The sequence below is a fragment of the Pseudobdellovibrionaceae bacterium genome, assembly GCA_019637875.1.
GTDB lineage: Bacteria > Bdellovibrionota > Bdellovibrionia > Bdellovibrionales > Bdellovibrionaceae > JAHBUW01.
The window spans coordinates 290,470-315,244 of sequence record JAHBUW010000002.1 but is presented as its reverse complement, the minus strand read 5'-3'; the positions used below and the strand labels follow the sequence as shown (position 1 = coordinate 315,244).

Below are 24,775 nucleotides of genomic sequence, written 5' to 3'. Positions count from 1 at the left end.
CGGACGAGGTTCCGCAGCCTCTCATTAGTGCCGTAGTCGACGAGACCGGCTCTCCGCTCCCTAAAACTGAGGGAAAAATCGTTTCCGTAAACATGAAGATTCGCCGTCACTGTTTGCAAGTGACCGATACGAATCCACTCCATGAGTACGTGATGGAAAACCTCCTTTTCGCGAAGGACGTCCGGTACGTCGTCTCCGTGAAAGATTACTGGTATGAAACCGAGGAAAAAATCGTCGGCACGAAGAGGGTCATTCAAGACGTTCAGAAATCGAAAGCTGTCGAGGTGACTTTGGACTGCGAGAATCTGAATCGAAACTTCTTGAGCGACATTAAAAACACTCAGCGAGTCGATTTAGGCAAGTGTCGCTTTCCCGAACCGGCGGAAGATGTTCTGCGCATTTTCACTTTGAAGCCGGCGATGAAAAATTCGGACAATACGCTGACCGCGATCGGGTCCGTCCAAGACATCCATGTGTACAATGGCGCGGTGGGGGAAGTCCGCTACCTGAAGGCGGCACCGTACTATCAAGTTCAAAAAAACTATGTCGATGGGACTCAAGAGCTCTCGTCAGTGGTGCTGTACCAGGTGTCGACGAACCTCAACACTTCGAACTGCGATTCGATTCAATAGGAAAAATTGGCGGACAGAGCGGGATTTGAACCCGCGATACGCCTTTTGAGCGTATGAGCGTTTAGCAAACGCTTGGTTTCAGCCACTCACCCACCTGTCCGCGGGAGTCATCTGAAAGACAACAGCTCCTTGGAACTTGCCACGGTTCCTCTAGCCCTGGCAAGGAGCCATCGTCGCGGTCTTCCTCAAGAATTTGCCCATCCACGCATCACTCCTGGGTGTCGCCGCCTGCCGCATCCCCCCGCGAATTGTGTTCATTTTGCGTTTCGAAAAGGCAGCTCAAGGCAAAATGTTGATTTCCATCTGAATCCTCAATATGGTCGCCCTTCCTCGTGCGCACCCGTAGCTCAGCTGGATAGAGTACTTGACTACGAATCAAGTGGTCGGTGGTTCGAATCCATCCGGGTGCGCCAATTTTTCCTCTGAAAAATCTGAAAACCGAAGGAACGCGTGAACAGCCAGCTGGGTTCGCGCACGTCTTTTTCAAGGCTCAATTCTTCGCGTTCAGCAGATTAATTCTTCGTGCGGCGAGAACTAGACTTCACGCATCAAGATATTGAAATTTCAAGATATTCACCACTGCTTATAGTTTTCAGCAACTTGAATCGCTGGGCTAGGACTTGCCGGATGAGTGTCCTCAACGTCCAATAGCACTATGTCTTATTCGTCTAAAGTTCATCGCGGTTTCTGGTTTCTACGCTTATTTCTGATGTGCGCTTCGCTGGCGGGGGTTCTGCTGGCGATCGAGCATTTGAACCACACTCGAATCACTTTCGAGCCATTGACCGGGGCTCACGCGACCACGAAGACCGAAACGGGTATCACCGCGAAGGTGATACGGGATACGGCATCTGTGCCTGAGAAGAGCGCAGGCGAGACGCAGCCGGTTGACAAGAACCCGGCATCTCACTAATTTCAGCCTCACGTTCAGGAGTAGCTCAGTCGGTAGAGCAAGCGGCTGTTAACCGCTTGGTCGGGGGTTCGAGTCCCTCCTCCTGAGCCATCTTTTTTCAAGATGGAGAATTAAACCACCGCAAGGTGGTTTTTTCGTTTCTGGGATTGGAATTCTGGCAATCCCCGTCGATGCTAACCGCATGTGGATCCTTCTTTTCTCCTTCGTGGTGAAAGCCTACGGCTATGATTGCACGCACGTAAAAGAGTTCGTGGCGATGGACACGCAAAAGGTGTCGATTCAGGTCGATCATTTGCGCCAGGACGAAACTGAATCCGTTTGCGCGACTACGGTGCCACTCGAGATCGGAGTCTTCGATATTCGAGGTCGCGAAGAAGAATGGTTCTACTGCTTTTATCGTCAGCCGCGGCCGAATCTGGAATGTGCGGCGACCTATCAAGGCAAACCCGCGAAGATTCTGGTTCGACCAGCCGTCGTAGTTCGCAATTTCCAAGGAAGCGCGGTGCGCGACACGCACGCTCATATTTTCATGGTGCCCTCGCGAGATCCCGAAGCCTTTCATGATACTTTCGTGCGCGTGATTTCCTATGACTTGAAAACTCAGCCGGTCCATCTTGATAGCGTCAGCGGCGGTCGTGGCCCGAATGCGGATGTCGATAGCTACGGCATGCGCCTGACATTTCGTTGATCCGAGGATTCCATGGCTAAAGTTCCCGTCGCCCATTCCTTTGTTCTGGAAACATTGTTGGATTCCAAGATTGCGCGCGAGATTCGCGTGAACCCGATGTTCGGCTGTCACGCGATTTACGTCGGTGAAAAGATCGTCCTGATCACTCGTCAACGTGAAAAGTCCCCGCGTGACAACGGCTTATGGGTGATCGTGAGTTCCGAAGCCAACTCCGAGATCCGGGCCGAATTCCCCGCCCTGAGGCCGATCGAGATGTTCGACTCGGGAAAAGAAGGAACGCCCTCTTGGCTTTGTTTGCCCGAAGAGGCCCCGACCTTCGAGTCCGATGCGTTGACCATCGTGGACTACGTGATCGCGCGCGACGCAAGATTCGGTAAAGTTCCGCTGTCCTCGAGGAAGAAGACCGCAAAAAAAAAGAAACGAAAAAAGAAGAAAGTCGTGCGTAAAAAACGCTGATCGGTCGTGGGACAATTCGGATCGCCGTGAATCGAAGAGTCGAGACATTTTGTCACACGTTTCGCGTGTTCTGAAACCTGTGCGTCTTGGGAGTGGCGTCGTTCTTGCGATGGCACTGACGACAAAAGGAGATATCCATGAAGGCCATTCCCGCGGTGCAGAAATATATGACTTACGTTCCCAAATCGATTGGCTTCGACCAGACGATCGCCCAGGCGCAAGAGATGATGAAGACGCTGCGCGCGCGTCATCTTCCCGTTCTGGATGGAGGTAAACTCGTCGGACTTCTTTCGGACCGTGACGTTAATTTGGTTCTGCAGTTCAATGACGTCGATCCGAAAACTTTGAAGGTCGAAGAAGCCTACACACCCGATCCGTATTTCACCGCGCCGACAACCCCTTTGAGTGAAGTGGTCGCCCACATGGCGGAAAAGAAATATGGCTGTGCGATCATCGTGGATAACGGAAAGGTCGTCGGCATCTTCACCGAGACGGACGCTTATAAGGCCTTGGCGGAGCTTCTGGAAACACGTCTGAAGCATTAAGGAGTCGTGAGTGAAATTTTTGGTCTTGTTCTTACTCTGCGGGAGCTTGAATTCCGGAGCTTCCGAACTGGAGCGAACTTGGAAAGAAACGGCGACCTGGCGCGCGGACGGCGAAATGCTGAGCGTACGCCTTTCGCGGGGAAAACCTTGGCGGATTTTTGTGGTGGGGCGAGAAGAGGCAAAAATCGACCCCGCCACACTGAAACTCACGGTTCGCCGGTTGAAACCCTATCCCGGCGAAATGATCGTGGTGGACCGCAAGGGAACTCATTTCGAAATGGGTGGCGGGGAGCGCTCGTTGGGCGAGATCGAAGAACTCGAGATCAAAGCGATTCTTAAAGGCGAGGAAGAGACCTTTCATATTCGGTTGAAGGCGGATGAGCCCGCTTCGGGAGGCAAATAATGAGTGCGACTTCGAAACCTCATTCCATCGTGGTGGGCGTTGACCTGTCTCCTTATTCAAAGACAGTCGTGCGTCAGGCGAAGATACTGGCCACGGGCATGAAGGTGCCGGTGATTTACGTTCTTGTTTATGAAGACATCCAGCATTTCGACGATCTCAAGACGGAAACCGCGAAAATCTCGTCGAAGTTGCGGGAAAAAGCACGTAAGTCCTACGGACTCGGCATAGGCGCACGAATCGAAATCCGCTTTGGTCGTGCGGAAGACGAAATTCTTAAAGTTGCGCGGAGTCAGAAGAAGCCGCTCATTATGGTTGGTCACCGGAGCTTGGGCCCCGTGGCGAGCTTTTTCTTGGGTAGTGTGGCCGACAAGCTAGCTTCGCTTTCACCGTACCCCGTATGGATTCATCGGGGAGAAAAGGCCGTGCGCCCCCGTCGCATTCTGGTGCCGACGGATTTTGATCGCCGCACCGATCGGGCCCTTTCGCTGGTCGAAAATTTCCGTCGGGACTTCAAGTCTCATGTCGAAGCTCACCACATCGTGGGCGAGCCCTTCCCGATTTTGGATTATCCGACCTGGAAGCGGCTTGAAGAAAAAATGGCGGGCGAGGCGGAACGCAAAATGACGGCCTTCGGTCGTCGGCACCCGCAGCTGCGGGTTGGGCTGTCGCGGGGCGGGGTGGCGGCGGGAATCCGTCGACAAGCACAACGCAGTGATTTGATCGCCATCGCTCCTCGAAGGAAGCCGAAATCCAGTTTTGGACGGGTGACCGGAAAACTGGTGCGCTCGGGAACAAAGCCGGTTTTGGTCGTCCCTTAAGCGAGCTTGATTAAAAACCTGTGCGTCCGGCGCGGAAGTCGTTAAGATGGCCGTCATGGGATTACGCACGATTCATGTTGATCGTTACATCACGCCACTTCGTGAAGGTGGATCTTTGCCGGCGATTGTCGAAGGCGACGATCAAGGCCTGTACGTTTTGAAGTTTCGGGGTGCGGGTCAGGGAACGAAAGTTCTTATCGCCGAGCTGATTGCGGGAGAACTCGCGCGTGCGGCGGGTTTCGATATTCCTGAAATCGTTTTCGCCGAACTGGATCCCGAACTTGCGCGTAGCGAGCCCGATCCGGAAATTCAGACTTTGATCCGCGCCAGTGGCGGTCTGAATCTGGCGTTGGATTACCTGCCGGGCTCGGTCACATTCGATCCGATCTCGCAGCCGGTGGATTCTCTTCTTGCGTCGAAGATCGTGTGGTTCGACGCGTTCATCACAAATGTCGATCGGACCGCGCGCAATGCGAACATGCTGGTCTGGCACAAAAAATTGCGTCTGATCGATCATGGTGCAGCCCTGTATTTCCATTACTCATGGGGTAGTGGCCAACCAAAGAGCGATAGCGCTTTTCCGCTGATCAAAGACCACGTTCTTCTTTCCTTCGCGAAGTCTCTGAAGGAAGCCGACATCGAAATGAAGAATAAAATTACCCCGGCCGTCGTGGAACGGGTGGTGAATTTGATTCCAGATGACTGGCTTGGGACCGAGGCGCCTTTCACCAATGCGGCGGCCCACCGCGAGGCTTATCGCAAATACTTCGTGGATCGGTTGGCGAACTCTTCGGTTTTTGTGCAGGAGGCGGAACGTGCAGGTTCTTAATACCTACGACTACGCCGTGATTCGGGTGGTTCCCCGTGTGGACCGTGGCGAATTCGTCAATGTGGGCGTATTGATTTCGTCGGCCAAGTTGGGTGTTTTGAAATGCCGCATCGAAATGAGTGAGGACAAAGTCCGCGCGTTGGCGGCGGACGTGGACCTCGAACCGATCCGCGCGATTCTGGAGGCGATTCCGAAAATCTGCGCGGGCGGCGCGGCCGCGGGTGATCTGGGCAAGCTTTCGCGCGGGGAGCGTTTCCACTGGCTGGTCGCGCCCCGCAGTTCGAGCGTGCAAATGTCGCCGGTACACATGGGGCGCGCCCAGGATATCGACTCTGCCCTCGAGCAGATTTTCAAGAAGATGGTCGCAGGCTAAGCCGTGTTAATTGAACTCAGTTTGGGAAATACGGGAAGCCAACGCGAGATCCGCCGCAAGTTCCGCTTTTCGTCGGTGTTCTTCTTCGGGCGAGGAGCTTCGTAGAATCGCGGCGGGATGCCACGAGAGGACGATCCGTGGCGCGAGCGTATTTTCCTGAATCACCCGTCCCCGCTCGGAGCCGAGCTTCGGTAGCCTTCCCAACACGCTTGTGGCCGCGGTTGCGCCCAAGGCGAGAATAACGTCGGGTTTAACGAGCGCGATCTCGGCTTCGAGCCAAGGGCGGCACGCGTGCATTTCGGTTCCGGAAGGCTTTTGGTGAACGCGCGCTTTTCCGCCCCCTTCCCGGGCGGTCGTTCCCGGGCGCCACTTGAAATGTTTCACGGCATTCGTCACGTAAACTTCCGTGCGATCAACACCCGCAGCTCGCAGCGCTTCGTTCAAGATCTCGCCGGCAGGTCCGGTGAAAACACGGCCTTGACGATCTTCCTGATCGCCAGGTTGTTCACCCACAATCATCAATCGCGCGGGAGAGGGTCCTTCACCGAAAACGGTTTGCGTGGCGTGGGCGGCGATGGGGCAAGCCTTGCAAGACAGGGCGGATTGACGCAATTCCGTCAGGCTGCTTGCGGGCGGAGGTTCGGCGCGCACATTTTGACGTTCGGCCATGCGATGCAAACGTGCCGGCGCTTCCCGTACCAGCTCTCGAATGAGATCGACCTCGGGCAAAGTGCCCCAGTACTTCGGCGCCATTTCGGCTTTCATGGCTTTGATTTTGATGCGGGCGGGGTTGAAAATCGAAGCGTAATAAGATTTCCAGAGCTCGTCGAAGTCATCGGTGACTTGGAATTCGTGCTGGGGGATTCCGGATGCGAACGTGAGTTCGCGTAAGTCCCAGTGGGCGGACTCGTCCGGAGTGAAAATAGACCAAGGCTTGTCACCGAAGCGACGTTTGAAAAATTCCGCGCCTTCCCGCAAGCAGGGGTGCTCGGACCGATGCCAGGCGACGTAGCGGGTGATCCCTTCCCAGTGGACTTCTTTGAAGCGAACGAAAGCGTGCATTTTATGAAGGTCACGTTTCACGGACTTGAGAAGGTGATGGAATGCGATGACGTCGTCGTCCACGACGTCATTCATGAGCTCCGGATGTCCGCAAGCCATGCGGTACAGCAAGCGGTAAAGAAGGGACCAGCGCTCGTCGTCACGAGCCATCGAAACGAGACGCGCATTCGCCAAAAAATCCGCGGACACCCGGGGCGTGAGCGCAACCGCGACCGATCCTCGATTTTGCTCCATGGTGAAAAGGCTTAAGGCTTGGTCTGCCGAGGACCAGATGATTCGCTCGGGGGATATGCCCTCGCGCAAAAGTCGCCGCGCTTCTTCGCGCCAACTCTCAAAATGCGGATCGAAATTCGCGAGGATCAAGCGCCATCCTTTAAAGGGACCTCGCGTAGGTCGAAGAGCGCCAGTTGTTCCGCTTGCGGCTTAAGGCGGGACTCAAGGTGCTGCGTATCGATCAACAGCGCATCAGGATTGTGGTCGGCGGTTTTGACGAAGAAACGCGCCCGATTCCACGCGATGCGCAGTTTACGGAGGTCTTCCGTGCGTAAGCGTCGGTATTTGCGAGCCAGGAGGATGCGCTCGACGTTTTTAACTCCGAAGCCGGGAACGCGTAGAAGTTCTTCGCGCGATGCTTGGTTCACGTCGACGGGAAAGAAAGGACGGTTGCGCAAGGCCCAATTGCTTTTGGGATCGATGTCCAAAGCGAGATTCGGTTGTTCGTTCGTCGTCAGCTCATCGGATTTGAATTCATAAAAACGCACGAGCCAGTCCGCTTGGTAAAGACGGTTTTCCCGAATTAAAGACGGCCGCTCGACGGGAAGAAGCGCGTCCGCATGGGGGATGGGACTGTAAGCGGAGTAATAAACCCGCTTCAGCTTGTATTCGTCATAAAGCTTGGCCGAGGTGTTGAGGATCGTGGCGTCCGTGCTTTCGGTGGCGCCCACGATCATTTGGGTGGTTTGTCCGGCGGGAGCGAACTTCTCGGCGGATTTAAATTTGCGTAGATCCTCTTTCGCTTCATCCAGGCGATCTTGAATTTGGTCCATTGTTTTTTCGGCGGCGGCGATCGTTTTCGCCGGCGCGAGAACATTCAAGTCAGCCTGCACGGGCATTTCGATATTCGCGCTAAGGCGGTCGGCCCATCGACCGGCCTTTTGCGCGAGCTCTTGCGACGCGCCCGCCACGACCTTCAAATGAATATAGCCGCCGAATTTGTGATCTTCGCGTAGTCGACGCGCGACTTCGATCAATAACTCCATCGTGGAATCGGGACTATCGATGATTCCAGAGCTTAGAAATAGACCTTCGATGTAGTTCCGTCGGTAAAATTCCAAGGTGAGCCAAACGACTTCGGCGGGCGTGAATTTCGCGCGCGGCGTATCGCTCGAGACACGATTGATACAGAACTTGCAGTCGTAGATACAAAAGTTCGTAAGCAAGATTTTGAGAAGCGAAACGCAGCGTCCGTCGGGTGTGTAGCTGTGGCAAATCCCCATGCCCTCCACGTTCCCCATCCCTTGGGGATCGCGAGCGCGTTGAGTGCCGGAGCTCGAGCAAGAGGCGTCGTACTTCGCGGCGTCCGCGAGGATTTTCAACTTCGCTTGGACGGCGGTAGCGGAGATGGGGGACGTCGCGGATGCGGGGGGCTTTTGCATGCTTGCAAGTTAGCATTTACATATGTAAATTACAACGGGTCTGGACCCCGAGGTCAGGGGGCAGAATTCCCATAACTCTGCTAAACTACAGGTTTTTCTTTGTTCGTCCGCAGCTTTGAAAAGCGGATGCGGATCGTGGTCGACGTCGCGGACGAGGCGAGCGAGAGACGGGCTCCCATTTTCGCCAAATCCGCTTTGGCGAGGGCGAGGCCAAGGCCCGAACCATGTGCTTTTTGGGCTCGGCGGTTGTCCAAGCCGCCGGCATTATCGACGAAGTAAAGGATGTTGCCTTCCCAATGCATATCGATTCGGGCGTCTTTCACTTTGGAGTCTTCAAAAGCCTCGAGAGAGTTGAGGAACAGGTTGAAGAACACCGAGTGCAGTCGGTCTCCGCTGGTGACGATCTTGCGTGCTTCGGGCATTTGGATGCGCACATGTTGCATCCGTCGCTCTAAAAGCCTCGCCGAGCTGCGCGCGGCCTCCGCAATGTCGACCTCGCTTTCGACCTCTTCAATACGAACCAAGCGATGAATGGATTTGATCATTTCGCGCACATTTTCCATGTCCCGTGCGAGATAGACCATTTGCGATTCGAACTCTTCGTTGCTGATCTTGCGGCCGCTGCGTAACGAGTCGACGATCAGGAGCGGCGATGACAATAAGCCTTTGATGTCGTGAATCAGGCGCGTGGCCTCGGCTCCGATGATGCTGAAACGCGAGAGGCGCTCCTGTTCACGACGGTAGGTGCCTAAAGCGAAAAGCTGAATGAACCAAGCCGCCAGGAAGAAAATGACGATCGAGGCGATCCAATCTTTCCGCGTGGCTTCAGGAATCCGCCAACCCCAAAGGTCCTGCAGGTGATATGTATAAATCATCGCGGCCAAACACGCGCCGAAGACCACGGGAAAGATCCAACGCCTTCGCATGTTGAAGAAGCTGCTGGCAATGGCGGTTTGCAGAAAAGCGTTTTCGTAAAGCGGCATCAGCCACATATGCGAAACCGTGTAGACCGCGAACATCACCATGAGCAGACCCAGTGCGAAGTCGTTGCTTTCAAAAAAATAGAAATATCCGCAGAAACCGAAGCCGAGAATCGCGCAGGCCCACTTCAGATAGAAATAGGTTTCCTGCATGGCGGGAAGGGCGCGCTGGGTGTCCGTCGCGGCGTAGTAGATGCAGAGCGTGGCGAAGATCCCCGAGCAAAGCAGCGGGAACCAGTCAGTTTTCCGATCGGTCATAGAAGTAGCCGGTACCGTAGACCGAAACCAACCGGCGCGCAAACAGCGGAAGCTTGCGTTTCAAGTTCAGGAGGTGGGTATCGAAGGTATGACGGCTGACCTTACTCTCACCCCAAAGGTGTCGGCGGATATCGTCGCGGGAAATCTGTTCGCCTTGGTGTTTTAAGAAAAAATCCAGAATCTCGAACTCGGTGGGCGTGAGCGACACCTGTTGCCCTTGGCAGGTCACCTTGCGGGTCGGGACATGAATTTCGAAATCCTCGTCGGCTGTGGAACTCGATGTGCCGGTCGCTTCGAGAAGAAGCGATTCCAGCTCGGCAAGTGCGAAAGGCTTTTCCAGGAAGCCAAAAACCCGGCGTTTCAGAAATCCCAAGGTCATTTCGAGGTTGATGACCCCCGAAACAACGATGACCGGTTGCCGCCAGTTCTGGCGACGCAAGTCATCCAAAACCGCGTGGCCGTCGCGAGCGCCTAAAGAATAGTCCAAAATAATGGCGTCGATATTGGACTCACGCAGGCAAGACTCCGCCTCTTCGACTCGGGTCGCCGAGTGAACGACGAAACGGGAGTTCAAGGTCCGCTGAAGCGTTCCTTGAAATTGAGAGTCGTCATCCAGGCAGAGGATCGAGGGCTTGTGAGTCATTTACGGAAAGCGTATATTTTTTCGGAAATCATCGCAAGGATGGCCACCACCATGACCTTGAGTATTCCTTGAGTGTCGGCCCGGAGAGAAAATGGACAAGAAAAAGCTCGTACAAGCGATCATCGCCCAACTCGAAAAGGATATCGCCGCGTTGAAGGCGGCGGCTCTCGAAACCTATGCCGCGGCGACGGGTGAAGAAAGCCAACCCGAGAACGAATACGATACCCGTGCGCTCGAAGCCTCTTACCTAGCGGGGGCCCAAGGAAAACGAGTCGCCGAAGTCGAAGAGTCGCTGATGACCTATAAACTTTTGGAAGTCCGAGATTTTGATGACCAGAAGCCGATCGGGCCGACCGCACTCGTGGATTTGGATCTGGATGGGAAAAAGAGCTTGGCCTTCATCACGCCCGCGAGCGGGGGCATGGTGCTTAAATTTGAAGGCCAGGCGATTCAGGTTCTCACCCCGAAAAGCCCCTTGGGAGAGGCCCTCGTGGGTCTAAAAACCGGGGACTTCGCCATCGTCGATCAAGCCAATCGAACGCTCGAATACGAAGTCCTCAAGGTCCGCTGACTACTTCACGCCGAGGTATTCGCGGATCAATCCACCCGCTAACACTGCGGCCGACTCGTCCGAACCCGTGTCAGCGAGGATCGTTAGCGCATACTGCCGTCCACCAATGTTGAACACCAGAAGATGATTGCGCACGGCCACGCGGTAGGAGGACCCGTCGGGGTTTTTCGTCTTGCCGGTTTCGGGGTTCTCGGTCGGTCCGTCGTAGGTGCCGGTTTTGCCGCCGACGTAGATATTCGAAGGGATGTATTTCCGGCCGCGGCTGGAACCGGTGCGGCACGCGTGCATGATCTTCCACAGCGTTTCGGCGCCGGGATAATTTCCTTTGTAGGTATCGTGCAGGAACTCCGCGGACTCGTGAGCCGTCAATTCATTGCCGTGCAGCGTTCCCCAGTAACCTTGGAAGCCGCGCGTTCTTTCGTAACCCATGCGTTGGGTGAAGGTATGGACAACTTCGCGACCCTTGGTCGAATTTCCGCCACCGGCTTGAGTTTGCAAATTGGTCCAAGCGGTATTGGAAGAGACGACGATCATGTCGGACATCAGCTGAAGTTGCGAGGAGCTCAGGTCACCCCCTTGCTTATCCAGAAGCGCGGCGCCCACGAACGGCTTCGATGAGGAAGCGCCGAAGATTTTGCGGTTGTGCGCGAGGCTCATGTCCACCACCTGATGGGCATCGAGATCCATCAGCACCCATTGCACGCGGTGATCGGGATTCGACTGCGAGTCGGCTTTCAGCTTCGCGTACGCCGCTTTCGCGCTCGCGCCGAACGCGGTGCCGGTGCCCTTGGCGAGATACAGGCGCGACCCTTTAACTGAAATCGAGGTCAGATCGCGACCGTTCGGCAGGCGGGTGAACTGCGGATCAGAAACGGGGTTGGTGGGCATGGCCGCCGTGGCGACCATGGGCAGGGCCGAGATCGCGCCGACGGCGATCGCGGACAATAAGAGGCACTTCAGTCCATCCTGGACTGCGAACGGTGAGTTCACGGGCTCCTCCATGAGCTTAATGTTGTGCTTACAATTTTATCAGCGGGGTCCGCTCTCACAAGATGGGCAAGGGAATCCTGGCCCGGGCGTTGTGCCGGAAAAGGTCTTATCGACTAGCCGATGGACCGCAAAAACAAAAGGCACCCCGAAGGGTGCCTTTCACGTTCGTCTGGTTTTAGAAGACGTTTTCTTAGTCGATGTAGGGACGTGCTTGTTTCAAGTAGACCTGACGTTTGCCGGTGTCTTCCGCGTCCACTTTGAATTCCAGATCGAGCGAGAAGTTTTTGTTCTGCGGATCCAGGGTCGGGCCGAAGTGTGCTTCCGCCTTCAGCGATTGGTACACGAGGTCCTTCAGTTCCTCGGTCGTCATCACGGGAATCGGATTGTCGTTGGGCAAGATCGTTTTGTTGTCGTCACCGATGTTCGAAGTTTGCAGAACTTTGACGTCGTATTTCGCGACGTTCAGTTTGTCGTTCTGGTCGACCAGCACCAAGACGCGCATGGGCTTCACGCCGGGTTCGGGATTCGCGACGCTGTGGTCGTCACCGCGTTGAGCTTCGATGTAAACGCCGTAGCCGGGGTAACGGGGATCTGCCGCCATGTTCTTGGTGACGACGACGCCATCTGCGCCTTCGTTCGCGAACGAGGGGTTCACCTGCATGCCCATACGGACCTGCGCGTGGGGGATCGAGAAGAACTCGCGTTCGTCATAAGCGCGAAGGTTCCACACCGACGCCCAAACGACTTGCAGGGCTTCTTTGAGGCTTTCGCGTTTTTTCGCGTCTTTTTTCTCTTTACCCTCTTTGTTGACCGGTTTGTACGACTCGGAAGTGTACAGACCCGCGCCGTTGAAGTTGGGCAGATCTTCCGAGTTGGTCGAGCTGCGCAGTTTCATTTTGCGGGGTTGATTGTTCGAGCGAACTTGTTCGAAGCGCGAGATCAACTCGTCGACGAGTTTTTCGTTCATGACCGCGTCGGTCGCAGTCATCATATCGCGGATCGCTTTCAGCTTCGCTTCGCGATACTCGACCTTAGCGACGCGTTTCATGAGCGGATCACGCAGCAAAGCTTCGATGGCCGCTTTGATCTTGGGGTTCGCGTTCACGAACTCTTCATAGTAGTAGAACGGAATACCGAAACCGGGACGCACGACGGTGCGCGAAGCCGTGTTCAAGACTTTCGCGAGTTCGGCGTAGTTCGCCGCTTTGGAACCAACGCGGACGAAATCGGGCGAACCCAACTCTTCCGTGCGGAAGATCGTGCTGGTCTGCACGTCCGCTTCCAGATTCACCTTCGCGGTCTTTTTCTTATTGTAAGCCGCGGTCGCCGCCGCTTCGTTCGAAGCTTCGATTTTGATCGAACCGTCGGCGCCCAGAACCATGCGGATCCACGAACCGTCGGGGAAGTTTTTGAACATGGCGTTTTCGATTCCGCCCTCGAGGCCCGATATGTCCAAATTCGGCGTGTGGCGTGCGCGTGACTTCAACTGAACGTGCGAAAGCAGGTTCTGTTGTTTCAGCGTGATCGCGCCCGCGACGACCGACATATCCAGCGGCATCTCACCGAAAACGGGGATCGAGAGGGGGTTCAGGGACTTATATTTGGGCGACTCTTTCAAGACGTCGTCCGCCGACAAGTAAACCAGTTGTCCCGTGGCTTCGCCGGGATTCATGACTTTCGCGGCCGCGTAAGCGGTACCGGTCATTGCCAGAGTCGCGAGGGTCGCCACCGACACGATAAGAGAGAGTTTTTTCAGAACGAGTTTCATTGCGTCCTACCTTTTGATCTTTTCAGTCAAGAGTGAAGCCGTGTTCAAAGACGACGACTTGATGGTGTTATCGATAAAGTATTGCATTTTCGGTTCAACGATCAGCCACTGATCCAACGCGGGCGAAAACGCCTGCGTCAGCGTATCGCTCGCAATACCGATGATGTCGGGCATTTGCGCGCCGGCCGCCGAAGCGTCCGCCGAGTTTGCGATTTCACCGGCGAAGTACTCCCAGTTGTCTTTGATCAAAAACCCTTCCGAGTAGATCAAGTTGACGACGACCTGGAAGGCCTCTTTGCCGGAAACCGACTTCAAGACGTTCAGCTCTTTGTTCAAGTACTGCGATGCCGCGTTCAGAACCAACAGAGTTTCGGTTTTCTTTTCCCAAGCGATCGCGCCGGGAGTCGTCAGTTGGGTCCGCAGATCCGCGACCAGTTGGCTCAGCTGAACGAAGCCCGCCATGTTGCCACCGGCTTGCAGCTGATTCGCGACGGCCACGATATTCGCCGCGCCGATTTTCTGAGCGGCTTCCGCCACGCGCTTCGCGCTGACGGCGTAGTAGGCCACCAGAATCGAGCGGATTTCGGTGATGGTCGAATCATTGCGGTACTGGGGGTAGTCGCGCACGAAAGCGTCGATCTGTCCGATCACCGACTGCGAAAGTTGATTATGGATCGCGTTACGAAGCGCGTAAAGACGACGCGTGAGCGGGTCTTTCTCGCCGCGCGAAAGCACGGACTGATCGTACTGTTGGGCGATCAGATTGCGCGCGCGCTCGAGCGAATTCGAAGCGGCGACCGGGCTGCCTTTCGCGAGGAGCGAAGCGGTCAGGTACTGTTGATCGGTTTGCACGCCGGTCAGGAAGAAATTCAGGAAGTAACGTGCGTACTCGACTTCGAATTCCGATCCGCTGATTCCGCGAACGCGGAAGCCGCGAGCGAGGGGCGAGTTCTGATTTGCGTGCACGTAGTGCTTTTCGAGTACCCAGTGCTGAACGATGATCTCGGCCTTGGGCATGATTTGCGAAGCGATGTTGGCCATACCTTGGTGATTCAGGTCATGGCTCGAATCGCGGTTGCCGTAAACGTATTCGCCCATCAGCTCGTAATAGTTGGTGGTGAACAGGTTGCCGACGTAGAACTTGTGAGTGTCCGCCAGCTTTTGCGCGATTTCATTGCGGTAAGCGGCTTGGAACTGGAAGCTGCCGCTCGGCGACCCGTTGAGGACGCCGATCTTTGAGCGCGAGCCCTGCAGCATGTTCAGGCCGAAGGGGCCTTTGCTTTTTGTTTCGAGGCTCTTGAAGGTCTTAACTAAGTCGGGATTTGCGAAGGCGTGCGCGCCGACCAAAGTCAGCGCGGTTGCCAGTGTGAGGATCTTCGAGAGGGATTTCATATTAGCGCACCAATCCGCGAGCTTCTTGTTCGAAAGCCGCTTGTCCGCACGCCTGTTTGTCGGTCTTCGGAGCGCAACCGCGCACGCGACCCATCAAACGGACTTTCAGTTTTTCAGTGGTGCCCATCGAGCTGCCGACCGAATACAATTGGACTTTTTCTTTCTCGTAAACTTGCTCGTACAGTTCGTACTCGCCGTTCATGACCATGCGGGTCCCGACGCTCTTCTTTTTGAAGTCCAGGTAAGACTGAACCGAGACTTTCGGATTCGCGAAGATGTATTTGCCGTCTCCGGTGGTGCGGAAGACGTTACGCGCACCGTAGAGGTCTTGGTAGAATTCGAGTTTTTTGTCCGCGTTGACTTCGAAGCCTTGACCTTCGCGACGGGCCAATCCGTTCGAGCCTTGCAGGCCGTACGAAATCAGGTACTGAACGCCCATAACTTCCGCGGTGCCGTCACCGTCGATGTCATAGACGTCGAAGTCGCCCGAATTGTTTCCGTAGAAGGAAACTTGGGTCATCTTCGAATTTTCAACGGGGAAGATCTGACGAAGTTCCCAGACGTGGCCGGCGGGCAGACGCAAGCAGCCGTGCGAAACGCCACCGCGTTTCACCGCCCACAAAGTATTGTGAGCCGAGTTGATGCCCAGGGCTTGTTTCAGGCCCGAGGCGGGATTCCAGAAACGAACGGCGGGATTGTGGAAACCGTTGCCGATGCCTTCGTAGTCCATCTTCGGGATGAAGCCGTAGTGCGGCTCGTTGCGGATGTTGTCGACTTCTTTACCCGCGTAGTTCAGGAACTGCCACAGACCGGGCGTCGCGAACAGGTTGATGCGGTTACCGAATTCGTCCGAAGTCTTCGCTTCCATCGATCCGGTCGGGTAAACCGCCGAGAATTCGGGATAGCTCAAGACGCAAGAAGCGGCCGAGCACTGGATCGGCGAAGTGAACTTGCCGTCCGCGCCCATCACCTTGATTTGATATTTGGTGCCGGTCGTCGCTTTGAACAACTCCAGCGCGGCGGGAACGAACTGGTCGTCCGCGGCGTTAGCGATCGCCAGGCTGACGGCCGTTTTCAGCTTCGCCATGACGTCGTCCGAAGGTTTCGCGTTGTAGTTCACGCGGCCCCACACCAGGGTGTTGATCGCGGTGACGACGGCCTTCGCGTCGTTCGTGATTTTCGCGGCGTCGCCACCCGAACGGCGCTGGATGTCCGCTTTCCATTTCGCGAATTCGTTCTTCAGATCCAGTTGGATCTGGAACACGCGGCCGGGATTCAGCTTCGAAAGAGTTTCGAGGCCTTTTTGATAGATGGCTTCGTCTGACTGGCCGCCCGACTTCACGAAATCGAGAATGCCGTATTCACGGGATTCGAGAACTTGGTTGAAGTAAGAAAGTTGGGGCAGGAACTTCGCGCCTTTCGGGTTGATGTTGAGCATCGCGCCCGAACCCGAGGTCACTTTATTGTAGAAGGCGTAACGTGCGGCGAGATCGTAAAGGTAGTCCGAAACGGTCGTCTCATCGAGGATGACCGAGACGCGAGTGTTGTTCCCGCGGGCCACGCGCACGTGAATTTTTTCGGGCGACTGCTGGCGCATGACGAAGCCGGTATAGAAGGTCGGATAGTATCCGTTGACCGCGCCACTGCCGGGCGACCAGCTGATTCCCCAGTGCGGAACCAATTTGTTGTACTCTTCGATGGTGGTGACACTCTGGTTTTGCGCGACGGAGAAACTTCCGCCGATGAGTAACACAAGGGCCAAGTTGAACGCTTTCAGTTTCATTCGGTTTCCTTCTGCTGCCGGGAGGGGATCCGGGCTGTTTGTGGATGTGTTTAAATATCGGGCAGCGAATTAGCCGAGATTGGCCTATAAACCCAGCTTATTTCGCAAAGTGTCACAGCCCCGTGTAATTCCTTCATGTCTGTTAACGCATTGCAATAACTTCCTGATCTCGCGTAATTGGTCGCCTCTTTGTCAGGGTTCGGTTATGTTGCGCCGCGTTTACAAGCACAATTCCAACGTCTGCGCGACGAGGTTTAGCGATGCTCGATTTCAATGTCCTGAGCACTTCGATGGCGAATCCGACCCTGCTGTCGGTCTTCTACGCCTTCCTTCTTTCCTTCGTGCTGGGAACCGTGATTGCGGTTCTCTACATCAAAACCTTCCAGGGACTTTCGTACTCACGAAACTTCCTGCACTGCTTGGTGCTGTGTCCGATCCTGACCGCGACGGCGATGCAGGCAATCGGCGATAACGTGGCTCGCGGGATCGGCATGATCGGCGCGATCTCGATTCTGCGCTTCCGCACGAATATTAAAGACCCGCGCGATATGTTCTTCATCTTCGCGTCGCTCGCGATCGGCCTTGCGGCCGGCGTTCACGCCTACGCGATCGCGGCGATCGGCGCGTTCTGTTTCGTGGCGGCGACGCTGGTGCTGTCGAAGACGCCGTTCGCGCACGGACCGCAATTCGACGCTTTGTTAAGAATCAACCTCAAGCGTGATGAGGAAAGCGCGCGCGCACTGGAAAAAGTCCTCAACGAGAACTGCAAACACTTTGCAATGATCTCGTGCCGCGAAATGGGACAAGGGGATTTGCTGGACTACGCCTACCAATTGAAATTTAAAGGTCAGGCCACGAATCACTCGGTGATGCAGTCGATTCAGAAGATCCCGGGCGCCAAGGGTGTGAATTTAATGATGCAAGAATCGATCATCGAGGTCTAAGCCATGAACGCCATCAAAAAACTCATCACGATCGTTCAAGAAGACATCATCGGTACCGGCAATCGCATCATCGCGATGTCCTGGTTGGTCGCGCTCACCGGCGTGATCGTTTTTGGATTTTACCTCAGCTCGGAGTCCATGAGCTTCATGGGAGTTTCGGGCTCGCGTGAGTTTCAAGTCACCTTCGAATACCCCGTCGAGATCAAACGTTTGCACGTCATGCCGGGACAAGTGGTCCGTCGTGGGGATCTGCTGGCCGAACTCGATCAAAGCGAACTCAACGGTAAGATCCGTCTGACGCGCTCGATGCTCGGAAAGATCGAAGCCGAGATGAAAGTTCGCAAGCATTTGAATATCCTCGTCAGCAACGGGACCTCCGAGGACGGCGATGCCGACCCGCTGATGGTCGACGCGGCGGATTTGCGTGAAGAGCTGGCTTTGCTCGAGCGCGCGAAGCGGAATCTGTACGTCTTCGCGGAAGTCGACGGGGTCGTCGGCGCGGTGAATTACAAAAAAGGCGAAAAAGTTCCGAATTTCATGCCGCTGTTGACGCTGTCGCCGGAGAGTCCCACTTTCGTCGAAGGCTTCGTCCATGAAAGTTTGCATACGCGACTGGAGGTCGGTCGGACGGTCACGGTGAAGCCCGTCACGTCTTCGACCCAGCCCGTCCAAGGACGTATCATCAGCGTCGGCTCGCGCATCATCATGATGCCGCTGCGCCTAACGCTTTATCCGAACCAGCAAGTCTGGGGACGCGAAGTCGTCGTCGAGATCCCCGAGCACAGCGGATTGCTGATGAACGAGAAGGTCCAGATCAAGCCGGACTTCGAAATGTTCAAACTACCGCTCGTGATCGCGGCGACCGAAATGGCGAAGGCGAATACCGCGGCGACGGCGGCTCCCGCTTCGACCGCGAAGGCTGACGGCAAACCGCAAGAGATGCGTATGCCGGCGCAGCTGGAACGTCGTTTCGATTTCGAGCCCTCGGGAGTGATCTATCTTCCGGACGTGAAGAAGTTTTTGGTCGTGAGCGACGACACCGATAAACAAAAATCGGCAAGTTTGTTTATGGTCGACCGTGACGGTCGCATCGAAGATCAAACGCTTTTCATCCCGGGCGTCGGCGAAATCTCGGATCTGGAGTCCATCAGCCAAAGCGGCGATTACGTTTACATGATGACGTCGCAGGGGCTGAATAAAAAGGGCAAGGATAAACCGGAGCGGAATCTTTTCGTTCGGGCGAAGCGCGCGGGTTTGGAAATGACCGAAACCGAAGTGCTGAACTTCAAGCCGATGCTGATGAAGATGATCGCCGCTTCGTCGGACGCGAAGTTGAAAGCGACCTTCAAGGGCGCGCGCGCGACGGACTTCGAAATCGAAAGTCACTTTGTCGAGGACAACTTCTTGTACATCGGGTTCAAGACGCCGCTGAGCTCTGCCAAAGAGACTTTGATGCTCGTCATCCAAGATGTGGACCGGATGTTCAAAACGAAGAACCTCGAGATCGCGCAGCTTTCTTCCGTGAAGTGGGTGGATTTCGGCCAGGTGGCGGGCGCTCCCCACCACATGAGCGATTTGATCCGGGTCAAAGGGCGTATGTACGCGACGACGGTCTGTCACCACGAAGGCTGCGGAGCGATCTGGCGGCTGTCGGAATCCGAGGGTAAAATCACGGCCGAACAGCTGAAGTCCTTCGAAGATCTGAAACCCGAGGGGATCGCCTTTGATCCCGAAGATTCGAGCTTCTTCGTGACTTTCGATCTGAAGGACCAGCCCGCCAAGTTCTTGCGTATTCCTCTCGTGGAAAGCGGTGTGAACTCCAATGACCGCAAATAAGCCGCAAAAAGCGGCGGGAATCCGGAAATTTTCCGGGTTCTTAGCGACCGCTTCGTCCAAATTTTTCGTCGCAGCATCGCTGCTCTCCTCGGGCGCGGGGGCGGCGACTTCGGAAGACGTGTTGAAAACCGTGTGGAAAGACCCGCGCGTCACCGCCCACGAAGAAGCGGTGAAGCTGGTCACCGACGCCAATACGCTGAACCCCTTGCAGAAGGCGGATCTGCGCGTCGATCGCGGAGAGCTGACCCAGGACGACATCAAATTCGGACTGCGGTTGTATCCAAAAGGTTACAGCGAGCACGTGACCACGCGGGAGCTTCAGCGCGTGTTGGAGCGCAATGAACGCGCGGCCCAGGGCGAAATGCTTTCGCGCTTATTGTCCTCGAAGTACGACCTCATTTCGCGGATCGCCTTATTGCGCGAGAAAAGAAAAAACGCGGTGGAGCTGACCGCGGTGGTGCGCAAAGCCAGTCAGGCGCTGGCGTATTCCGCCGGGCGTGATCGCGCCGAGCTGAAATCTTACCTGAAGAATAAAAACGACATCGAAAAGCTGGATATCAAATTGGCCGACGTCGAAAGGGATTACCGCAATCTGCAGGCGGAGCTACGCGAATTGTCCTTGGGGACGCCGGAGGCGTTCAATCTTTCGGATCTCATGGATATGAACGACATTCGTGGGCGCGTGACGGCCATCACGGCGAACGGCGAGACGTTGAGCGGTCAAGTGGCCACCTTGGATCTGGCCGTGACCCGAGCCGAGATCGAGTACGAAAAGGCGAAAGACGAAAAGTGGCTGGAACACGTCGAAATCTCGATGAAGCAGGATAAACGCGAGAAGGTTTACGGCCTAGAGGTTGCGATCAACCTGCCCTTCACGCAGGCCACCGATCTGTCGCAGGTCAGTAAGCTGTCGCGAGAACTGCGCGAAAAGGCGAAGGCCCGGGATACGGCTTCCGAGGCGGACCGTTTAGTGAAAAACGCTTCGGTCGAACTGCAAACCCTTTTGGATCTGCACAAGACCATGACCGAGAGCCAGCAGCGTATGAACCCGGAGCAGATGCGCCGGGCGAGCCAGGGCATCGCGGGGCAAGACCCCATGCTTGCGGTCGAACTGCAAAAAGGCTGGTTCGAGGCCCGTGAACAGCTTTTGGATTTGGAGTACCGTATCCGCTCGTTATTCGTCGTTTACCTGCATGAGATGTCGGTGATCGCCGGCGCGCCCGAGACGAACCATCTTTCGAAATCGCAAAGGAAGATCTTGTAATGGCGATCGGGCCGGTTTCACCCTCAGTTTTGGAGCGGTACGAATTGAAGTACCTGATTCCGTTCTCGATGGTCGAGCCGATCTCGCGTTACGTCGAAATGTTCTGCGAGATGGACTACTACTCGCAGATTTCGCACGACGGTTTCTACACGATCAACAGCCTTTATTTCGAAACTCCGAACTTTTTCTTCATGCGCAACAAGGCGAACGACACGGGGCGCTTCAGTCTGCGCGTGCGTTCTTATGGGGACAAACCGAAAGCGCCCTATTACTTCGAGACGAAAGAAAAGATCGCCGATTTCTCCAAAAAACGTCGGGGAAAAGTCCCCCTCGAGAATTGGAGCGACGTTTTCCTGAATCCGGAGGCGTTGGGATCTTTCGACCCGCGCGCGGACAAACATACGGACTATTTCGTCAACCTGATCCGGACTTACAATGCGCACCCGATGATCCTGACCCAGTACCGTCGTCGCGCCTACCTTTCAACGTTGGACGACTACGCCCGCGTGACCTTCGATCGTCAGCTTTGTTACCGCGAAGAAACTCGTTATAACGTCGATCCGAATGATGGCACGATGCTAAATTACGATCACCCGGACACCTTCGGGTATCCGGGCGTTAACGTGATCTTGGAACTCAAGTGCGAGCGTAAAATACCCGTTTGGATCGTCGACTTGATCCGCCGGTTCAACTTGATGCGCATGGGTTTCTCGAAATTCGAAGGCAGTATGCTAGAGTGCTATTCGCTCGCCGGAGTCGAGGATTTCGCTCGCGGCCGCGTCCCCAGCTGATTTGACGACCCACGCCCCCTTAGTGTTGAATGATGCATGGTCATCTTTCCGAAACCTCCCCGTGAAATCGAAACCGAACGTTTGCTCCTGCGCGCCCGCGACGTGAACCAAGCGCGCGAGATGTTCGCCTTGATTCAGTCGAGCCGCGAGCACTTGCGGCCTTGGATGCCGTGGGAAGAACAAACGAAGTCCGTGGACGATTCGAAGGACTATCTGGCCCTCGCGACCAACTGGTGGGAGACGGGGCGCAACTTCGACTTCTCGGTTTACGAGAAGAAATCCGGCGAGATGATCGGTTCGTTCGGTTTACACACGATCGACTGGGCGAATCGCAGCTGTCATGTGGGCTTCTGGATGGGCGCGAGATTCGCGGGGAAAGGCTTCGTCAGCGAGGCGCTCCGGCGCGGCGAAGAATTGGCGCGAGAGTTGGGCTTCCACCGTGTGGTTTTGACTTGTGACGGGCGTAACGAAAAATCCGCGGCGGTCGCGCGTCGCAATCAATATTCATTCGAAGCTCGGCAGTTGGATGATTGCGTGGATCGGGGGCGGACCCGCGACACGCTTTACTTCGTGAAGCTGTTGAATCCGCCGGTCGCGGACGCGTTCAACGAAAACCTTCCCGAAGGTTTTACCATCGTCTGGGTTTCGGAAACCGATTTTTGGCCGCGAGTGGAAAAGACCATGGAGGCCGTTTTCGACGAGAATGAAATCATCGTACGCCCACAGGATCTATTGAGTGATGCCGAAAAATCCCGGTTGCGTGAATTGAATCAAGACTATCGCCGCTTTTATGCCCAATACCTGTTGCTCTTGAAAGACGGGGAGCTTGCGGGATGGAGTTGGGGATATCAAGACAACCGCGACAGTTTCTATATGGTGAACTCCGCCGTTCTGAAAGAGCATCGCGGTCGGGGTCTGTATTCACGTCTTCTGGATGTGGCTTTGTCCAAGCTTGTGGATAAGGGATTTCAAAAGATCTGGAGTCGTCACAACATGACGAACAATGCGATTCTGATTCCGAAGATGAAAAAGGGCTTCGTGATCACCGGTACGGAGCTGACCGATACTTTTGGGACCTTAGTGCATCTGAGTTATTTTACGAACCCGGAGCGACGTCGGATTTTGGATTTCCGTTCCGGAAGCTTGCGTCCCGATGCCGCGATGAAAAAACGTTTGGGCTTATAAGTCCGCGCCAAGAAGTTCGCGGAAAACGTCCTCGTTCGGGGGATAAAGAACGGCGTGATGTCCGTCCTGGGCGGGACGTTCCGAAACGATGACGTGGCTCAGTTTAGCGGATGTCGTCGCGTCGACTTTCGAGACCTCGAGCTTTCGCCCCTCGTGCAGGGCTTCGTTCACTTTCAGCTGAAGTTTCGCGTCGAAAAAATCTTTGGCATGCAGAAACGCGAAGATGTGATCAGGCGGAGTTTTTCCGGGAAGATGGGTCCATGAGGCGACTTCATCGGCATGCGCGTCTTGCGGTCCCGCGAAGAGAACCAGGCGTTTTACCGCGACGAACTTCGCTAGATACGCGGCGTGTCCCGCGCCCTGGGAGTGTCCCATCAGAATCACTTTGTTCCAGTCGACGCTTCGGTTTTTCATGAAGCCGCCCCAGCGCTCGTCGCGGTTCGCGAGCAGGTGAACCAACGACTGAATGCGGTTGAGGATCGAATTCACGGCATCAACTTGAACGATCTCGCTGCCCGCGACGCCCGTGGCGACTTCGGCGCGGAACTGGTCAAAGCAATTCGGGGCGGCATTCCGGCAGGTGGTCGAAATCACGTTGTTCGGATAGTCGATACCGAGGACCGCGTGGCCTTCGCTTAAGGCGACTTGATGGACATGATGAAAGTCCGAAGTGCGGCTGTTCGTTCCCCCAAGGGTAATGACCAGAAATCCCGAAGCGGCGACCGCGTCGTCACGGAGCGCGAGGTGGGGACTGGTCGCTTGAAAGATCGCCGGGTTCGTTAAAGAGGGCGGAATTTCCAGACGACGGACCTCGGCGTGCGCCGAAAAGGTCAGAAAGAACAGCGCCGCGAAACCGGCGAAAGACAGCGTGATCGTGAGGACTTGGCGGGTCGGCGACATACTTCCTTTCAATGCAAAGCCCATCCCCGATTCAGGGGTTTCTGGCCCCGCCCCGCGTGTTGATCTTTTAGACAGCCTCGAGAATCCTGGTCGCCGGAGGTGAGGATGTTTCACCAAAGTGAGGACTGCGTTTTTTGCCGAATTCTCTGTGGAGAGTTGCCCGCGAGTTTCGTTTATCGGGATGAGTCCGTTGCGGCCTTCATGGATATCAATCCCATCAATCCTGGTCACCTCTTGATCGTGCCTCTACATCATTCGAAAAGTTTGACCGGAGTGCCGCCTTTGTCGGCGGGTCGGCTGTTTCAGGTCGCGCAGTCCCTGCTGGGCGCTTTCGAACGTCAGAGTGAAGTCAGGTATCAGGGGGCGAACGTGTTTTTGTCCGAGGGGGAGGTCGCGGGTCAGGAGGTTTTCCACGCCCATCTCCACATCGCGCCCCGCTTTCGCGGGGACGGTCACCGTATGGGGTTCGCCGGTGCGGATCCGGATGCGGGATCGCGCGCGAACCTGGATCGCGTCGCCTTGGCGTTGCGTGCAGCTTTGCCGATCACGGGACCGATGGTCTCGACCGCCGACCTCACGGTGGAGCGCGCCCGGAGCACGGATCTAGAAGACTGGGCGCGGATGCGCGAGGAGCTGTGGCCCGGCGCGGGGGTGGCCGCGCATCTTCATGATGCCGAAGCGATGCTTCATCGGCCCGACGTGGCCGTCTTCATCGCGCGTGCGGCAGACGACGGTGGAAAAGCGCGTGGATTTTGCGAAATCTCGATTCGGCCTTACGTGAACGGGTGCGACACCGCGCCGGTGGCGTTTCTTGAAGGAATTTTTATCGAGGCTTCATTTCGGCGCGCCGGGATCGGACGAAAGTTGATCGAAGCGGCGGTGAAGTGGGCGGCGACGAAAGGTTTTCGTGAGCTCGGCTCGGATGCGGAAATCGAAAATCGTGAATCGATCACCGCGCACGAACGCTGGGGCTTCGAATGCACGGAACAGGTGCAATACTTGCGATTCACGATTCCGGGATCTTTTTCTGGACAAGGCGCGCCCCGGAACGTTTAATTTGGGGGTTTTTCCGCCACTTTTCGGGGAAAAGCGGGAA

The 24,775-nt window shown here is 55.7% G+C and carries 24 protein-coding genes and 3 tRNA genes; 17 read left to right on the top strand and 10 right to left on the bottom strand.

Annotated elements, in window-relative coordinates:
• Positions 1-92 precede the first annotated feature (92 nt).
• A complete protein-coding gene (locus tag KF767_04265; GenBank protein MBX3017079.1) occupies positions 93-632 on the top strand; it encodes a hypothetical protein in 540 nt (179 codons plus the stop codon).
• Positions 633-639: 7 nt separating this feature from the next.
• On the opposite strand, the gene KF767_04260 is transcribed toward KF767_04265, so the two are convergent.
• Positions 640-732: transfer RNA gene (locus KF767_04260), tRNA-Ser, on the bottom strand.
• 236 nt (positions 733-968) lie between these two features.
• Here KF767_04260 and KF767_04255 point away from each other — a divergent pair.
• From KF767_04255 to KF767_04215, 9 genes are all read left to right on the top strand, one after another.
• Positions 969-1,045: transfer RNA gene (locus KF767_04255), tRNA-Arg, on the top strand.
• A 514-nt stretch (positions 1,046-1,559) separates the two neighbouring features.
• Positions 1,560-1,635, top strand: a tRNA-Asn gene (locus KF767_04250).
• A gap of 91 nt (positions 1,636-1,726) precedes the next feature.
• Complete coding sequence (locus KF767_04245) at positions 1,727-2,233, top strand: hypothetical protein (GenBank protein ID MBX3017078.1); 507 nt, start codon at positions 1,727-1,729, stop codon at positions 2,231-2,233.
• Positions 2,234-2,290: 57 nt separating this feature from the next.
• Positions 2,291-2,689 carry a hypothetical protein gene (locus KF767_04240; GenBank protein MBX3017077.1) on the top strand — a complete coding sequence of 133 codons (399 nt, stop codon included), beginning with the start codon at positions 2,291-2,293 and terminating at the stop codon, positions 2,687-2,689.
• Between the two features lie 137 nt (positions 2,690-2,826).
• The gene (locus KF767_04235) at positions 2,827-3,234 is read left to right on the top strand and encodes a CBS domain-containing protein (GenBank protein ID MBX3017076.1); all 408 of its coding nucleotides are present in this window, start codon (positions 2,827-2,829) and stop codon (positions 3,232-3,234) included.
• Between the two features lie 10 nt (positions 3,235-3,244).
• Positions 3,245-3,637 (top strand): hypothetical protein, encoded by a 393-nt coding sequence (locus tag KF767_04230; protein ID MBX3017075.1) that lies wholly within the window; start codon positions 3,245-3,247, stop codon positions 3,635-3,637.
• Positions 3,637-4,455, top strand: coding sequence for a universal stress protein (locus KF767_04225; GenBank protein ID MBX3017074.1), 819 nt, complete (start codon positions 3,637-3,639; stop codon positions 4,453-4,455). Before KF767_04230 ends, KF767_04225 begins: the two co-directional genes overlap by 1 nt.
• A gap of 55 nt (positions 4,456-4,510) precedes the next feature.
• Positions 4,511-5,284 (top strand): hypothetical protein, encoded by a 774-nt coding sequence (locus KF767_04220; GenBank protein ID MBX3017073.1) that lies wholly within the window; start codon positions 4,511-4,513, stop codon positions 5,282-5,284.
• Positions 5,271-5,657, top strand: coding sequence for a DUF3037 domain-containing protein (locus KF767_04215; protein ID MBX3017072.1), 387 nt, complete (start codon positions 5,271-5,273; stop codon positions 5,655-5,657). The genes KF767_04220 and KF767_04215 overlap by 14 nt, the downstream gene beginning before the upstream one ends.
• Positions 5,658-5,663: 6 nt before the next feature.
• Here the strand turns inward: KF767_04215 and KF767_04210 are convergent, their stop codons facing one another.
• The 4 genes from KF767_04210 to KF767_04195 form a co-directional block, all read right to left on the bottom strand.
• On the bottom strand, positions 5,664-7,082 hold the full coding sequence (locus tag KF767_04210) for a UdgX family uracil-DNA binding protein (protein MBX3017071.1): 1,419 nt from the start codon (positions 7,080-7,082) through the stop codon (positions 5,664-5,666).
• Complete coding sequence (locus KF767_04205) at positions 7,079-8,374, bottom strand: putative DNA modification/repair radical SAM protein (protein MBX3017070.1); 1,296 nt, start codon at positions 8,372-8,374, stop codon at positions 7,079-7,081. Before KF767_04205 ends, KF767_04210 begins: the two co-directional genes overlap by 4 nt.
• An 80-nt stretch (positions 8,375-8,454) precedes the next feature.
• Positions 8,455-9,612 (bottom strand): HAMP domain-containing histidine kinase, encoded by a 1,158-nt coding sequence (locus tag KF767_04200; GenBank protein MBX3017069.1) that lies wholly within the window; start codon positions 9,610-9,612, stop codon positions 8,455-8,457.
• Positions 9,593-10,255 (bottom strand): response regulator transcription factor, encoded by a 663-nt coding sequence (locus KF767_04195; protein MBX3017068.1) that lies wholly within the window; start codon positions 10,253-10,255, stop codon positions 9,593-9,595. Before KF767_04195 ends, KF767_04200 begins: the two co-directional genes overlap by 20 nt.
• Positions 10,256-10,346: 91 nt before the next feature.
• Between KF767_04195 and KF767_04190 the strand changes: the two genes are divergently transcribed.
• Positions 10,347-10,826, top strand: coding sequence for a GreA/GreB family elongation factor (locus KF767_04190; GenBank protein ID MBX3017067.1), 480 nt, complete (start codon positions 10,347-10,349; stop codon positions 10,824-10,826).
• Here KF767_04190 and KF767_04185 read toward each other — a convergent pair whose 3' ends face one another.
• The 4 genes from KF767_04185 to KF767_04170 all read right to left on the bottom strand — a co-directional run bounded on the left by KF767_04185 (position 10,827) and on the right by KF767_04170 (position 16,759).
• Positions 10,827-11,816 carry a serine hydrolase gene (locus KF767_04185; protein MBX3017066.1) on the bottom strand — a complete coding sequence of 330 codons (990 nt, stop codon included), beginning with the start codon at positions 11,814-11,816 and terminating at the stop codon, positions 10,827-10,829.
• 190 nt (positions 11,817-12,006) lie between these two features.
• Complete coding sequence (locus KF767_04180; protein MBX3017065.1) at positions 12,007-13,584, bottom strand: hypothetical protein; 1,578 nt, start codon at positions 13,582-13,584, stop codon at positions 12,007-12,009.
• Positions 13,585-13,590: 6 nt separating this feature from the next.
• Positions 13,591-14,976: a hypothetical protein gene (locus KF767_04175; GenBank protein ID MBX3017064.1), complete on the bottom strand. Its 1,386-nt coding sequence runs from the start codon at positions 14,974-14,976 to the stop codon at positions 13,591-13,593.
• Between the two features lies 1 nt (position 14,977).
• The gene (locus tag KF767_04170) at positions 14,978-16,759 is read right to left on the bottom strand and encodes a hypothetical protein (protein MBX3017063.1); all 1,782 of its coding nucleotides are present in this window, start codon (positions 16,757-16,759) and stop codon (positions 14,978-14,980) included.
• A gap of 260 nt (positions 16,760-17,019) precedes the next feature.
• On the opposite strand from KF767_04170, the gene KF767_04165 reads away from it, so the two are divergent.
• The 5 genes from KF767_04165 (at position 17,020) to KF767_04145 (ending at position 22,779) form a co-directional block, all read left to right on the top strand.
• Positions 17,020-17,703 (top strand): DUF4956 domain-containing protein, encoded by a 684-nt coding sequence (locus KF767_04165; GenBank protein MBX3017062.1) that lies wholly within the window; start codon positions 17,020-17,022, stop codon positions 17,701-17,703.
• 3 nt (positions 17,704-17,706) lie between these two features.
• Positions 17,707-19,539 carry an HlyD family efflux transporter periplasmic adaptor subunit gene (locus tag KF767_04160; GenBank protein ID MBX3017061.1) on the top strand — a complete coding sequence of 611 codons (1,833 nt, stop codon included), beginning with the start codon at positions 17,707-17,709 and terminating at the stop codon, positions 19,537-19,539.
• Between the two features lie 121 nt (positions 19,540-19,660).
• Positions 19,661-20,803, top strand: a complete 1,143-nt coding sequence (locus KF767_04155; GenBank protein ID MBX3017060.1) for a hypothetical protein — start codon at positions 19,661-19,663, stop codon at positions 20,801-20,803.
• Entirely contained in the window at positions 20,803-21,594 is a 792-nt protein-coding gene (locus tag KF767_04150) for a polyphosphate polymerase domain-containing protein (GenBank protein MBX3017059.1), read from the top strand. The genes KF767_04155 and KF767_04150 overlap by 1 nt, the downstream gene beginning before the upstream one ends.
• Positions 21,595-21,630: 36 nt before the next feature.
• On the top strand, positions 21,631-22,779 hold the full coding sequence (locus tag KF767_04145) for a GNAT family N-acetyltransferase (GenBank protein MBX3017058.1): 1,149 nt from the start codon (positions 21,631-21,633) through the stop codon (positions 22,777-22,779).
• On the opposite strand, the gene KF767_04140 is transcribed toward KF767_04145, so the two are convergent.
• Positions 22,774-23,679, bottom strand: coding sequence for a hypothetical protein (locus KF767_04140; protein ID MBX3017057.1), 906 nt, complete (start codon positions 23,677-23,679; stop codon positions 22,774-22,776). The two genes, KF767_04145 and KF767_04140, sit on opposite strands and share 6 nt — an antisense overlap.
• Positions 23,680-23,784: 105 nt before the next feature.
• Between KF767_04140 and KF767_04135 the strand changes: the two genes are divergently transcribed.
• Entirely contained in the window at positions 23,785-24,735 is a 951-nt protein-coding gene (locus KF767_04135; GenBank protein ID MBX3017056.1) for a GNAT family N-acetyltransferase, read from the top strand.
• The last annotated feature ends 40 nt before the right edge of the window (positions 24,736-24,775 follow it).